Below are 12,896 nucleotides of genomic sequence, written 5' to 3'. Positions count from 1 at the left end.
GCTACGGACCGACGCGCTCATGCGGCAGTCCCGAGTTTTTCGCGTTACCAGTTGGCGGTACCCGGATCCCGGCCGCGCACACCATGCCCAGTACCAGAACGACGACGGGCAGTACCAGGGTTGCCTTGGCGGCATTGGTGAAACCGAGGTGGAATGCGTCCGTCGCCAGTTCACGCACCCGTTCGGCGATCGACGGCGACCAGTCCGACGGCACCTTCGGCCCCTCGCCGCCGAACTGGCTGGCCGTCTGCGCCGCCTCGGTGATCCGCCGCACGAACTCGCCCGCGTAGCGCGGCGGCAGGACCTTCGCGTAGTCGCGGGCCGCCTCCGGCACCGCGAAGCCGAGCCCGACCTGCAACAGCAGCCCGGTCGTCGCGCTGCCCAGCACGCCGCCGACCTGCCGGGAGGTGTTGAACACCCCGGACGCGCCACCGACCAGGTGCGGCGGCATGCCGAGCGTGGCCGCGGCGGTGAGCGGGGAGAACACCAGCCCGATGCCGATCCCGGCGACCACCAGGCCGGGCACCAGGACGAGCGGCTCGGTCTCCGGCTCGGCCAGCGCCGCCAGCACGACCGTGCCAGCGGCCAGCGCGCCAAGCCCGGTCATGATCAGCGTGCGGCCGGGGATCCGGGTCAGGGCGCGCCCGGCGAGCAGCGCGGCACCGCCCGCCGCTACCGCCATCGGCGCGCACAGCAGCGCGGACGCCAGCGGGTCGAGGCCGAGCACGGACTGCACGTAGATCACCAATGGCAGGAACATGCCGGTGGTCGCGAAACCCAGCGCGGCGTGCGTCAGGTTCGCGAAACCGAAAGTCGAATCGGCGAACAGCCCTCGGGGCAACAGGTACGACGAACCGCCGGAACGCCGTTGCCAGAAAGCGAAACCGGCGAGCAGGAGTAGTCCGAAACCGATCAGCGGCAATACGCCGATCGGGCTCGCGATCCGACCCCAGTGGTAATGCTGCCCGTTCTGGAGTCCGAACACGAGCGTGCCAAGACCCACCGACGCCAGCACGGCACCGAGCGCGTCGAACCCCACCCGCGCGGCGGGCCGCCAGTCCGGCAGCAGCGCCAACCCGAGCAGCAGGCCGACCACGCCGATCGGCAGGTTCAGCAGGAAGATCCACTGCCAGCCCACGTGCTGCACCAGCAACCCACCCACCACCGGGCCGGTGATCGTGGCGACCCCGGCCACCGCGCCCCACACCGCGATCGGCGCGCCGCGCTTCTCGGCCGGGAACAGCCGGGTGATGAACGACAGCGTCTGCGGCGTCATCGCCGCCGCGCCCAGGCCCTGCACGGCGCGCGCGGCGATCAGCGAGCCTGCGTGTGTGGACAGTGCGCACCACAGGGACGCGCCGAGGAACAGCACCAACCCGACGACCAGCACCCGCTTGGGGCCGAACCGGTCACCGAGCCTGCCGGTGAGCAGCAGCGGCACGGTGTTGGCCAGCAGGTAGACGCTGTTCACCCAGATGATCTGGTTCAGCGTGGCGTCCAGGTCGGCCAGCATCGTCGGGATCGCGACCGTGACGATGGTCGAGTCCAGCATGATCATGAAGAAGCACGCGCACAGCGCGAACAACGCCACCCAGGGGCTGCGCACCCCACCACTCATCGACCGCTCCCACCGCGTTGTCCCGCGATGAGACTAGTGGTGCGACCCAGAACGTCGGCCGTGTATCGGCGGGTCCACGGCGTGGCTGGCGGTGCCGCCGGGACGGCCTCGTACTGGATGTACTTGGTCGTTTCGGCGGTGCCGTCAGGCACGTCGTGGGCGGGTCGAGACATGGTCGACGTTCTGGGTCGCACCACTAGGGCTCAGCGGTTCAGCGCGGACGCGCGCCAGGCACCGGGGCCGTGCGCGAGCGGGCGGCGCACCGCGGCCGAGCGGTCGGACCAGGCACTGTGCGGCTGCTCGGCGGGTTGTTCGGGGGTGGCGGCCGCGGTGATGACCGCGGTCAGCGCGGCCAGCTCGGCGTCGGTCGGCTCACCGCGCACGATCCGCAGGAAAGGACGGTCCTCAGTCGACTCGCTCATCGGGACCTCTCATGATCGAGCGCGGGCCACGGCCCCCCGTCCACCAGTTTACCGGGAAGCACCGACAGGAACCGGGGACGTGAACGCTCGCCTGTGGACAACGCGCGATCTGCTGGGGAGTTGGGTCGGTACGTCCGCTACGGCCTTCGTGACTCCGTCAGCGATGTGGCCGCCAAGTCGGGGACGATGCCGGGCGGGGATGAGGGGGCGGGTGGTGGGAGAAGATGTCACAACGGGATGTTGCCGTGTTTCTTGGGGGGTAGGGACTCGCGTTTGTCGCGGAGGATGCGGAGGGCGCGGGCGATGTGGCCGCGGGTGTGCGAGGGCGGGATTACCGAGTCCACATAGCCCCGCTCGGCCGCCAGGTACGGGTTGAGCAGCGTGTCCTCGTACTCGCGGTCCAGCTCCGCGCGCAGCGCGTCCACGTCCTTGCCCGCCTCCCTGGCCGCGGCCAGCGTGCGCCGGTGCAGGATGTTCGACGCGCCCGAGGAGCCCATCACCGCGATCTGCGCGGTCGGCCAGGCCAGGTTCACGTCCGCGCCCAGGTGCTTGGAGCCCATCACGTCGTAGGCGCCGCCGTAGGCCTTGCGGGTGATCACGGTGACCAGCGGGACGGTGGCCTCGGCGTAGGCGTAGATCAGCTTGGCGCCGTGCCGGATGATGCCGCCGAACTCCTGGTCGGTGCCGGGCAGGAAACCGGGCACGTCCACGAAGGTCAGCACCGGGATGTTGAACGCGTCGCAGGTGCGCACGAACCGGGCCGCCTTCTCCGAGGCGTCGATGTCCAGGCAGCCCGCCAGCTGGGTGGGCTGGTTGGCGACCACGCCGACGCTGCGGCCCTCGACCCGGCCGAAACCGACCACCACGTTCGGCGCGAACAGCGGGTGCGTCTCCAGGAACTCGCCGTCGTCGACGACCCGGGTGATCACCTCGTGGATGTCGTACGGCTGGTTCGCCGAGTCCGGGACCAGCGTGTCCAGCGCGCGGTCGTCGTCGGTGAGCGTGTCGGCGATCGAGCCGTCCTCGACCGGCGCGGGGAACACCGGCGGGTCGGACAGGTTGTTCGACGGCAGGAACGACAGCAGCTCCTTGACGAAACCGATCGCGTCGGCCTCGTCCGCGCCAAGGTAGTGCGCCACGCCCGACTTGGTGTTGTGCGTGCGCGCGCCGCCGAGCTCCTCCAGTGTCACCTCCTCGCCGGTGACGGTCTTGACCACGTCCGGGCCGGTGATGAACATCTGCGAGGTCTGGTCGACCATCACCACGAAGTCGGTCAGCGCGGGCGAGTACACGTGCCCGCCCGCGTTCGCGCCCATGATCAGCGAGATCTGCGGGATCACCCCGGAGGCCAGCGTGTTCCGGCGGAAGATCTCGCCGTAGAGGCCGAGCGAGACGACGCCCTCCTGGATCCGCGCGCCGCCGCCCTCGTTGATGCCGATGATCGGGCGGCCGGTCTTGAGCGCCAGGTCCATCACCTTGACGATCTTCTCGCCGTACACCTGGCCGAGCGAGCCGCCGAACACCGTCACGTCCTGGCTGAACACGCACACCGGACGGCCGTCGACCGTGCCGTGCCCGGTGACCACGCCGTCGCCGTACGGCCGGTTGCGCTCCATGCCGAAGTTCGTCGACCGGTGCCGGGCCAGCTCGTCCAGCTCCACGAACGACCCGGGGTCGAGCAGCAGGTCGATCCGCTCCCGGGCGGTCATCTTGCCCTTGGCGTGCTGCTTCTCCACCGCCCGCACCGACCCGGCGTGCACCGCCTCGTCGTAGCGGCGGTACAGGTCCGCCAGCTTGCCCGCCGTGGTGTGGAGGTCCGGCTCGCCCTCGGCGCCCGAGGGGGGCTGGACCGGCTCGGTCGCGGTCATGGTTCGGAGAGTAGTGGCGGTGCGCGGGATCGGCGGCGGGGCGTGGGTCACACCTGGTTGACCTCGACCGCGGTGGAGGTCGCAGAGTGTGCACGGCCCACCCCGGGGTCCGGCTGATCCTGCTCCGACCGGTCGGTCCCGGGGGAAGGCTGCCTGTCCGTCGGAGCGTTCCGGATTCGCCTGTCCGATCGCTCCTGGTTCCCGGGCTGGGCTGGCCCTAGGGTGGTCGGCATGGCAGCACTCGACGTCGAGGGACTGCGGGCGGCGTTGGTCGGGCCGTATGCCGTGTTGGACGTGGTCGGGTCCACCGGGTCCACCAATGCCGACCTGATGGCCGCCGCCGCGGCCGGGGCCGCCGACCGGACCGTGCTGATCGCCGAGGAACAGACCGCGGGGCGGGGGCGGCGGGCCCGGAGCTGGGTGTCGCCCGCCGGGTCCGGGCTCTACCTGAGCGTGTTGCTGCGGCCCGCGAACGTGCCCGTCCACCGGTACGGGTCGCTCGCGTTGGTCGCCGGAGTCGCGTTGGTGCGCACGGCCAGGCACGCGGGTGTCATCGCCGGGTTGAAGTGGCCGAACGACCTGCTCGCGGGGGCGGGGATGGCCAAGTGCGCCGGGGTGCTGGCCGAGTCCGGTGGCGCGGACCCGGTCGTGGTCCTGGGCATCGGCCTCAATGTCGCCCCGTTGCCCGCCGAGGTGCCGGTCGGGCCCGGCGGTCTGCCGCCCACCTCGCTGGCCCAGGAAGGCGGCAGCGGCGATCGCACCGACATCGCCATCGCCTTGCTCCGAGCCTTCGATGAGGCGGAGCGGTCCTGGCGCGGTGCGCAGGGTGACCTGGTCACGTCCGGGTTGCTCGCGTCGTATCGGAGCAATTGCGCCACGCTCGGGCAGCGGGTCCGGGTGGAGCTGCCGGACGGCACCGACCTGCAAGGGCTCGCCACCGACGTGGACGCCGACGGGCGGCTGGTGCTCGATGTCGCGGGCACCGCGCGGACCATCTCGGCGGGCGATGTCGTGCACGTTCGTCCCACTTCGTGAGCGCTCCCGGCGGACAGCACAGCCGGTTTCGGATCGGATCGTCGGATGGTCCCGCCCGGACCGGCCTCCGCCGAGTACCGTTACCGCGTCATCAGTGATGATCGGGAGGACACCGTGGCTTACCCCGACGACGTGCTCAGCCAGGGCGAGCAGGTCGTGCTGCACAAGCACCCCCACTGGAAGATGCTGCTGCTGCCCTACCTGATCCTGGTCGTCACGATCGGTGCGGGCATCTGGCTGGCCATCCTCGCCCAGGACACCTCCTGGAAGATGATCGCCTGGATCGCCATCGGCGTGGTCGCGCTGGTCGCGATCGTCTGGGGCTTCTTCGTGCCGTTCGTGCGCTGGCGCACCACGCACTTCATCGTCACCACCGACCGGGTGATGTTCCGGATGGGCGTGATCAAGCGCACCGGGATCGACATCCCGCTGGCCCGGATCAGCAGTGTCCGGTTCGAACACGGCCTGATCGACCGGATCGTCGGCTGCGGCACGCTGATCATCGAGTCCAGCTCGCAGGAGCCGCTGGAGTTCGACGACATCCCGAACGTGGAGAAGGTGCACACGCTGCTCTACCGCGAGGTCAACGACAACCCGTACGACGACTTCCACCAGGGCGGTCAGGGCGGTCAGACCCGCGAGTTCCCCGACCAGGGCCACCAGGGACGGCGCTGACCATGGGTGCCCGGGAGGTCGGTCTGCCCGCCGAGGTTCGGGCCGACGGCCTGCCGGAGCGGGTCACCATCTGGGAGGTCGGCGCCCGGGACGGGCTGCAGAACGAGTCGGCGGTCGTGCCGGTCGAGGTGAAGCTGGAGTTCCTCGCCCGGCTCGCGGCCGCGGGCCTTGGGGTGCTGGAGGCGACCAGCTTCGTGCACCCCAAATGGGTGCCGCAGCTGGCGGACGCCGAGGAGCTGTTGTCCCGGCTGGACTTTGTGGACGGTGTCCGTTATCCGGTGCTAGTCCCGAATGAGCGTGGTCTGGACCGCGCGCTGGCGGCCGGGGTCCGGCACATCGCCATCTTCGGCAGTGCCACCGAGACCTTCGCCAACCGGAATCTGAATCGGACACTGGACGAGCAGTTCGCCATGTTCGAGCCGGTGGTGGCGCGGGCCCGCGCTGAGGGGCTGGATGTCCGCGCGTATGTGTCGATGTGTTTCGGGGACCCCTGGGAAGGGGCGGTCGCGGCGGAACAGGTGGCCGCGGTCGGTGGCCGGTTGATGTCGATGGGGTGCTCGCAACTGTCCTTGGGGGACACCATCGGGGTCGCTACGCCGGGGCAGGTCGAGGCTGTCGTGGGCGCGGTGGTGGCGGCGGGCGTGCCGGTGTCCGATGTGGCCGTCCACTTTCACGACACGTATGGCCAGGCGTTGTCGAACACCCTTGCGGCGCTTCGGTTGGGCGTGACCACGGTCGATTCGTCCGCGGGCGGTTTGGGCGGCTGCCCGTATGCGGAATCCGCGACCGGGAACCTGGCCACCGAGGACCTGGTCTGGATGCTCGACGGTTTGGGCATCGAGACCGGCGTCGATCTGGATCTGCTCGTGGATACCAGTGCCTGGATGGCGACCAAGCTGGATCGTCCCAGCCCGTCCCGAGTGGTTCGAGCCCTGCGGGGCTAGTGGTGTTGTCTGGCGGAGGATGCAGGGATCGAACCTGCGCGACGCTCATCACGTCGACCACTGTTTTCGAGACAGCTGCCTTACCGCTCGGCCAATCCTCCTGAGTAGCGCGTACGGGAGTCGAACCCGCGTCTCCGAATTGAGAGTCCGGTATCCATTCCGCTGGACCAACGCGCTTTGGTGTGAGTTTCAGTGACCGATCCGGGTATCGATCCCGGTCTTCCGCAATGAAAGTGCGGCGACCTAGTGGTGCGACCCAGAACGTCGACCATGTCTCGACCCGCCCACGACGTGCCTGACGGCACCGCCGGAAACGACCAAGTACATCCAGTACGAGGCCGCTCCGGCGGCACCGCCAGACACGCCGTGGACCCGCCGATACACGGCCGACGTTCTGGGTCGCACCACTAGCCAGCAGTCGCATCGGCCTCTGCTCCCGCCGAGGCCGGTGACGGCGTCAGCGGGAGGATGACTCAGCGGGGTACGAGTAGATCGACATCGTGTTCCCCCTCTGTCTCGCCGGTGTGCTGGTCATATCCTGACCGGCGCCCGGGAGGCGCGTCAATCGCATTTAGACCGTCACCGGGCGATGGGGCCGGGCGTTGTGGTGGTACGTCCCCGGGACATCACCCGAACGGTCGGGAACCACCGGCGGGGGTGCGGCGTCCAACGCGTGCCCGGGACTGTGCCGAGCCAGAAGGAGAGCGTGGTGGCTGACCACCGAGCCCAGGTCGACGAGCTCGTCGCCGAGTACCGGCGCGGGCGCGACCAGCTGGCCGAGGTGCACCGGGCGTTGGCGGCGATCAGCGAGTCGGTGACCAGCCCGTGCGGCCTGGTCACCGCGACCGTGTCGGCCCAGGGGGTGCTGACCGGGCTGCGGCTGCACGACGACGCGTACCGGGTGCACCGGCCTGCCGAGCTGGCCGCGGTGATCGTCCGGACCGCCGCCGCGGCCGACGCGCTGGCCGCGCGGGCGGCCGGGCACGCGGTCGCCCCGGTGCTGCCGTCCGGGACCGATCCCGAGGCACTGCTGCGGGGCACCGCCGACCTGGCGCCCGCCGACCTGGCACCGCCGCGGGTGGCCGCCGACGAGGACAGCTTCGAGCACGTCGCCTGGCTGGAGCCGGGCACCCCGAGGAGGCCGTGATGGACCGCTTCCAGGCCGACGCCGCCCGGCTCGCGGACCGCGCCGGACACTTCGACGGGTACGCCGAACGCGCCGGGGCCATCCACCGCGAGCTGGCCGACCGGCTCGCCGCCGCGGGCGACTGCTGGGGCACCGACGACGTCGGCCACAGCTTCGCGGCCGCGCACACCGCCCCGGCCGACCGCACGCTCACCGCGCTCGGCGGCCTGCCCGCCAGGCTCGGCGACGTCGGCGGCCGCTTCCACGACACCGCGCACGCCTACCGCGACACCGACACCGCCAACGCCACCGCGCTCGACTCGGCCGACGCCTAGGGAGCCTGCACCGTGACCACTGGGGAGGGCTGATGGGAATCGAGCTGCCACCGGAACTGGCCGACGCCGCCGCCGCGGCCGGGGTGCGCTGGCCGGACGCCGACGAGGACCGCATGCGCGAGGCCGCCCAGGCCTGGCGCGACGCGGGCACCCGCATGTCGGCGCTGACCGGCGAGGCCGACAGCACCGCACACACCGCCCTGTCCACCATCGAGGGCGACACCGCCGACGCCGCTGGCAGGCACTGGTCCACCTTCGTACGCCCCGACTCCGGCCACCTCACCGAGACCGTCACCGGCTGCGCCGCGGCCGCCGACCGACTGGAACGGGCCGCCGACCAGATCGGCGCCGCCAAGGTCGAGATCGTCCGCCACCTGGTCGACCTGGCCAAGAACACGGACGCCGCACACACCGCCGCCGCGGCGGGCAACCCGAACGCGTTGCTCGGTCTGGACACGGCGGTCCGCGGCACGGCGGCGAACGTGGCCAACATCCACAACACCCTGGTGTCGTCGGTTCATGCCGGTGGCGCGGACATCCACACCGTCAACGATGTCGTGAACGCGAACCCTGGTGTTCATAGTGGACAGTCTGGTGTGGACTCTGGCGCTGGTGTGTCGCCGGTGGACCGGTTGACGGGGAACGTGACCGGTGGCCACGGGGGCGGGCTGTTGAGCCCGGTGGACAAGTCGGCTGGGGGCGTGCTCGACACTGTTGGCCACGGACCCGTTGACCAGCAAGGGAAAATGGTCGGCACCGGCGGTCGGGTGGGCGACGGTTCCGGTGGTCTGCTGGGTCCGGTCGATCAGTTGGTCGGTGGCGTGGTCGACACTGCCGGGCAGGTGACGGGTCATGGTGGGCCGGTGGGTCAGAGTGCCGGGGGCAGGGTCGATGCCGCCGGCCAGGTAGTGGGTCATGGTGGTTTGCCGGGACCGGTCGACGAGGTGGCTGGTGGCGTGCTGGATACCGCTGGCCAGGTGACAGGCCACGGTCATGGCGGTGTGCTGGGCCCGGCCGACCAGTTGGCTGGTGGGCTGCTTGACACTGCCGGGCAGGTGGCGGGTCATGGTGGTGTGTTGGGTCCGGTGGATCAGTTGGCAGGCGGCGTGCTGGATACCGCCGGCCAGGTGACCGGGCACGGTCATGGTGGTTCGGGCGGCCTGCTGGGTCCGGTGGATCAGTTGGCAGGCGGTGTGGTGGATACCGCTGGTCAGGTGACGGGTCATGGTGGTTCGGGCGGTCTGTTGGGCACCGCCGGACAGGGGCATGGCGGCTTGCTGGGCCCAGTTGATCAGCCGGCAGGCGGAGTGCTGGATACCGCAGGTCAGGTGACGGGTCATGGTGGTTCGGGCGGTGTGCTCGGTCCGGTGGATCGGCTGGCTGGTGGGGTGTTGGACACGGCTGGTCAGGTGACCGGGCATGGCCATGGCTCGGGTGGTCTGCTGGGGCCGGTCGATCAGCTGGCCGGTGGTGTGGTTGATGCCGCAGGTCAGGTGACCGGTCATGGTCATGTGCTCGGTCCGGTGGATCAGATGCCAGGCAATGTGCTGGACGCTGCCGGTCAGGTGACCGGCCACGGCCACGGCGGGGTGTTGGGTCCGGTCGACCAGTTGGCGGGCGACCTGCCTGGTCATGGCGGCCATGCCGGGAACGTGGTCGATACCGCTGGTCAGGTGACCGGCGGTCCGGTGGACCAGCAGGCAGGCCAGGTCATCGACACCGCAGGCCACGCCGGGCACGTCCTGGACAACGTCGCCCACCTGCCGACGCCGCCCGCAGGCATGCCGGTCAACAGCGTCCAGGCCGCCTCGGCAGCCGTCCTCGACGCACCGGGCCAGACGCTCGGTGCGCAGCCCGCGCTCGCGCAGCCGGTCACCAGCACCCCGACCGGTGCTCCACTCAACGCACCCGCAGGCCAAGTGCTCGGCGGATCACCATCCATCAGCGGCCCGACCGGCGGCTCACCACTGAGCGCCCCCGCCCCCGGCGGCGCACCGGCCGGCGCGCGCCCGACTCCCGGCGGACTCGGCCAAGGCCCGGCAGGCGGTCAAGGGTCGAGCCAGGGTTCCACCGGCCAGCAACCAGGCAGCAAGACCGCAGGCCAGACAGGCACCCCCGCGAAGTCCGACACCCCGGCCCCCGGCAAACACACCGGTGCCGACCCCCGCGCCACCGACATCCGAGCCGCCGACCCCCGAGCCGACCAGCCCACTCACCAACCCGACCAGGCCAGACGCCCCGACGACCAGGCCGCCGGTTTCGTCGTGGCCCCGATCGCGGGCACCCTCCTCGGCTCGGACAACGCGGACACCACCGCACCCCGGTCCATCGACCCCAAACCGGAACGCAAAACCGGCCAACAGACCCCCGACCAGCCCACGCCGCCACTGCCTCCAGCCGCCGCCCAGCGCACCCGCCCCACCGACCCGGCCGTGGCCCTGTTCCTGGTCCACATGTTCCCCATCGGCCACCTCCCCACCGCCGCGAGCCGTCCCGCCCGCCAACTCCCACCCCCACCCGACGAACTCGACTACGCCGCAGGCCTCCGCTTCGCCCCCGGCGACCACCCTGACTCCGCCCTGGTCGACTCCGCCGATTCGGATGACGAAGCCGCTGCCAGCGACCCTGATGCCTGCGAACCTGTGGACGTGAACCCGGCTTCCGCACCGGAACCCGGTGTGGGCGTCGACACAGGTGGTAGTGCTGCCGCCGTCCCCCTCGACCTGCTGGAGGGATACGACCCCCTCGGCGGCGAGCACGAACGCGACTGGGACCGTCGGTTCCTGGTCCGCCCCTTCGACCCCAACAGCACCCAACGCGCCGAGTACGCCTGGCCCCCCGGCGAGATCTACCCCGAAGGCGGCACCGCCCAAGGCGAGCCCCTTCTCCTCCCACCAGACTCCACCCTCGACCGCTTCGGCACCCCCGACGGCCGTGTCTTCAGCGCCGACGCCACCCTCTTCACCCGCCGCTCGCTCCCACCCGTCCACGCGACGGCGGGCTACCGGCGGTACCGGGTGCGGCGCGATCTCCCCGTCTGGCGCGCCGTCTCCGCCCCCTGGTTCGGGCAGCCCGGCGGCGGCGAGCGGTACCGGACCACCCACTCCGCGGCTGAGCTTGTCGCGCTCGGATTCCTGGAGGAGCTGTGAACAGCGAGTCGATCGTCGGACTGTTGGCCGCGATCGGGGTTCCCGCCGACGTCGTGTCCATCGGGGCCGAGGCCGACAACACCTGGTGCCTGGTGGACGACGCGGGCGACTGGGAGGTGTTCTGGCGGGAGCAGGGCAACCGCTACGACTGGGCGCGGTTCGACAACGAGCAGGTGGCCTGCCACTACCTGTTCGGCAGGCTCACCTGGTCGCAGGTCGTGCGCGGGGTCGTCGGGGTGCTACCGGAGAAGGTCTAGGGCCGCGTCGTGCACGTGCCCGTTCGAGGTGAGTACGTTGCCGCCGTCGAACCGGGCCGCGCCCGACAGGTCGGTGAACCGGCCGCCCGCCTCCTCGACCAGGACCTGGAGCGGCGCCACGTCCCACGGGTTCACGATGGCCTCGGCCGCCAGGTCGAGAGCACCTTCCGCGACCAGGCAGTGCTGCCAGAAGTCGCCGAACGCGCGCGTCTCCCACACCGATTCGGTCAGGTGCAGGTAGCGCTCGCGCGAGTGGTGCCTGGTCCACGAGTTCAGGTCCGTTGTGGACAAATAGGCGTCCGCCAGGGACCGCACGCCCGAGACGCCCAGTCGCCGCGGCTCGCCGCCGTCCCGGCTCACCCAGGCGCCCGCGCCGCGTGCCGCCCACCAGCGCCTGCCCAGGGCCGGGGCACTCACCACGCCGACCACCGGCACGCCGGAGTCGACCAGGGCGATCAGGGTCGCCCAGGCGGGCACGCCGCGCAGGAAGTTCTTCGTGCCGTCGATCGGGTCCAGGACCCAGGTACGGCCGTCGCCGACCGTGCCGCCGCGTTCCTCGCCCGCGACGCGGTCGTCCGGGTACGCGTCCGCGAGCAGCGCGCGAACCGCGTCCTCCACCGCCGTGTCGGCGTCGGTCACCGGGGAGCGGTCGGGCTTGCGCTCGACCACCAGGTCCAGGGCCTGGAAGCGGGCGCGGGTGATGGCGTCGGCCGCGTCGGCCGACCGGAGGGCGAAAGTCAGGTCGTCGCTTGACACGGGCGCGATCGTGTCACGCCTACCCTGGACCCTGTGAGCGTGGTACTGCTGGCCGAGGACGACGTGGCCATTGCCGACCCCCTCTCGCGTGCGCTGCACCGGGAGGGCTATGAGGTGCGGGTGGTCGGCGACGGCCACGCGGCACTGGAGGAGGCCGCTACCGGCCACCCCGACCTGCTGGTCCTCGATCTGGGCCTGCCCGGGATCGACGGCCTGGACGTGTGTCGCAGGCTGCGCGCGGCGGGCCGGGGCATCCCGGTGCTGATGCTGACCGCGCGTGCCGACGAGGTCGACTTCGTGGTCGGCCTGGACGCGGGCGCGGACGACTACGTCGCCAAACCGTTCCGGCTGGCCGAGCTGCTGGCCAGGATCAGAGCGCTGCTGCGCAGGCAGGCACCGGGCGCCATCGACGTCAACGGCGTGCGGATGGACCTGGCCGCCCGGGTGGTGACGGTGGACGGCGCGGAGATCACCCTGGCGAACAAGGAGTTCGAGCTGCTGCGGGTGCTGATCCAGCGTGCGGGCCAGGTGGTCACCCGGGAGGAGATCCTGTCCGAGGTGTGGAGCGACCCGGAGCTCAAGACGAGCAAGACGCTGGACATGCATATGTCCTGGCTGCGTCGCAAGCTCGGCGAGGGCGGCCCACGCTCGACCGAGCGGCGCATCGCCACGGTGCGCGGGGTCGGCTTCCGGTTCAACGCCGAGTAGCCG

General features: G+C 71.1%; 12 protein-coding genes and 2 tRNA genes. 8 read left to right on the top strand and 6 right to left on the bottom strand.

Annotated features, from left to right (window positions below; all coding sequences use genetic code 11):
• Position 1: 1 nt before the first annotated feature.
• From C503_RS39035 to C503_RS0111705, 3 genes are all read right to left on the bottom strand, one after another.
• The gene (locus tag C503_RS39035; RefSeq protein ID WP_156893152.1) at positions 2-1,618 is read right to left on the bottom strand and encodes a DHA2 family efflux MFS transporter permease subunit; all 1,617 of its coding nucleotides are present in this window, start codon (positions 1,616-1,618) and stop codon (positions 2-4) included.
• A gap of 203 nt (positions 1,619-1,821) precedes the next feature.
• Complete coding sequence (locus tag C503_RS0111710) at positions 1,822-2,040, bottom strand: acyl-CoA carboxylase subunit epsilon (protein WP_018682392.1); 219 nt, start codon at positions 2,038-2,040, stop codon at positions 1,822-1,824.
• A 227-nt stretch (positions 2,041-2,267) separates the two neighbouring features.
• Positions 2,268-3,908 carry an acyl-CoA carboxylase subunit beta gene (locus C503_RS0111705; RefSeq protein WP_018682391.1) on the bottom strand — a complete coding sequence of 547 codons (1,641 nt, stop codon included), beginning with the start codon at positions 3,906-3,908 and terminating at the stop codon, positions 2,268-2,270.
• A 231-nt stretch (positions 3,909-4,139) separates the two neighbouring features.
• Between C503_RS0111705 and C503_RS0111700 the strand changes: the two genes are divergently transcribed.
• From C503_RS0111700 to C503_RS0111690, 3 genes are all read left to right on the top strand, one after another.
• Positions 4,140-4,943 carry a biotin--[acetyl-CoA-carboxylase] ligase gene (locus C503_RS0111700; RefSeq protein WP_026316193.1) on the top strand — a complete coding sequence of 268 codons (804 nt, stop codon included), beginning with the start codon at positions 4,140-4,142 and terminating at the stop codon, positions 4,941-4,943.
• 114 nt (positions 4,944-5,057) lie between these two features.
• On the top strand, positions 5,058-5,618 hold the full coding sequence (locus C503_RS0111695; RefSeq protein ID WP_026316192.1) for a PH domain-containing protein: 561 nt from the start codon (positions 5,058-5,060) through the stop codon (positions 5,616-5,618).
• A gap of 2 nt (positions 5,619-5,620) precedes the next feature.
• Positions 5,621-6,562: a hydroxymethylglutaryl-CoA lyase gene (locus C503_RS0111690; protein ID WP_018682388.1), complete on the top strand. Its 942-nt coding sequence runs from the start codon at positions 5,621-5,623 to the stop codon at positions 6,560-6,562.
• A 10-nt stretch (positions 6,563-6,572) separates the two neighbouring features.
• Here C503_RS0111690 and C503_RS0111685 read toward each other — a convergent pair.
• A tRNA-Ser gene (locus tag C503_RS0111685) sits at positions 6,573-6,663 on the bottom strand.
• Between the two features lie 4 nt (positions 6,664-6,667).
• A tRNA-Glu gene (locus C503_RS0111680) sits at positions 6,668-6,739 on the bottom strand.
• Positions 6,740-7,271: 532 nt separating this feature from the next.
• Between C503_RS0111680 and C503_RS0111675 the strand changes: the two genes are divergently transcribed.
• The 4 genes from C503_RS0111675 to C503_RS0111655 are packed head-to-tail and all read left to right on the top strand — an operon-like array spanning position 7,272 to position 11,429.
• Complete coding sequence (locus C503_RS0111675) at positions 7,272-7,709, top strand: YbaB/EbfC family nucleoid-associated protein (RefSeq protein WP_026316191.1); 438 nt, start codon at positions 7,272-7,274, stop codon at positions 7,707-7,709.
• Positions 7,709-8,023 carry a hypothetical protein gene (locus C503_RS39030; protein WP_018682386.1) on the top strand — a complete coding sequence of 105 codons (315 nt, stop codon included), beginning with the start codon at positions 7,709-7,711 and terminating at the stop codon, positions 8,021-8,023. Before C503_RS0111675 ends, C503_RS39030 begins: the two co-directional genes overlap by 1 nt.
• Before the next feature lie 32 nt (positions 8,024-8,055).
• The gene (locus C503_RS48485) at positions 8,056-11,172 is read left to right on the top strand and encodes a glycohydrolase toxin TNT-related protein (protein WP_051114799.1); all 3,117 of its coding nucleotides are present in this window, start codon (positions 8,056-8,058) and stop codon (positions 11,170-11,172) included.
• Complete coding sequence (locus C503_RS0111655) at positions 11,169-11,429, top strand: hypothetical protein (protein WP_018682385.1); 261 nt, start codon at positions 11,169-11,171, stop codon at positions 11,427-11,429. The genes C503_RS48485 and C503_RS0111655 overlap by 4 nt, the downstream gene beginning before the upstream one ends.
• Here the strand turns inward: C503_RS0111655 and hisN are convergent.
• Complete coding sequence (gene hisN, locus C503_RS0111650; protein ID WP_018682384.1) at positions 11,412-12,185, bottom strand: histidinol-phosphatase; 774 nt, start codon at positions 12,183-12,185, stop codon at positions 11,412-11,414. The genes C503_RS0111655 and hisN overlap by 18 nt on opposite strands.
• A 39-nt stretch (positions 12,186-12,224) precedes the next feature.
• Between hisN and C503_RS0111645 the strand changes: the two genes are divergently transcribed.
• Entirely contained in the window at positions 12,225-12,893 is a 669-nt protein-coding gene (locus C503_RS0111645; protein WP_026316189.1) for a response regulator transcription factor, read from the top strand.
• Positions 12,894-12,896: the final 3 nt, after the last annotated feature.

The organism is Actinokineospora enzanensis DSM 44649, assembly GCF_000374445.1.
GTDB classification, from domain to species: Bacteria; Actinomycetota; Actinomycetes; order Mycobacteriales; family Pseudonocardiaceae; genus Actinokineospora; species Actinokineospora enzanensis.
Note: the sequence above shows the minus strand (reverse complement) of the source record. Positions and strands in the feature narration are given on the sequence as shown.

What these genes read in the sequence shown, in the direction of transcription:
- C503_RS0111700 (WP_026316193.1), top strand. Translation starts at nt 4,140, where the DNA reads ATGGCAGCACTCGACGTCGAGGGACTGCGGGCGGCGTTGGTCGGGCCG.
- C503_RS0111710 (WP_018682392.1), bottom strand. Translation starts at nt 2,040, where the DNA reads ATGAGCGAGTCGACTGAGGACCGTCCTTTCCTGCGGATCGTGCGCGGT.
- C503_RS39030 (WP_018682386.1), top strand. Translation starts at nt 7,709, where the DNA reads ATGGACCGCTTCCAGGCCGACGCCGCCCGGCTCGCGGACCGCGCCGGA.
- C503_RS39035 (WP_156893152.1), bottom strand. Translation starts at nt 1,618, where the DNA reads ATGAGTGGTGGGGTGCGCAGCCCCTGGGTGGCGTTGTTCGCGCTGTGC.
- C503_RS0111690 (WP_018682388.1), top strand. Translation starts at nt 5,621, where the DNA reads ATGGGTGCCCGGGAGGTCGGTCTGCCCGCCGAGGTTCGGGCCGACGGC.
- C503_RS48485 (WP_051114799.1), top strand. Translation starts at nt 8,056, where the DNA reads ATGGGAATCGAGCTGCCACCGGAACTGGCCGACGCCGCCGCCGCGGCC.
- C503_RS0111705 (WP_018682391.1), bottom strand. Translation starts at nt 3,908, where the DNA reads ATGACCGCGACCGAGCCGGTCCAGCCCCCCTCGGGCGCCGAGGGCGAG.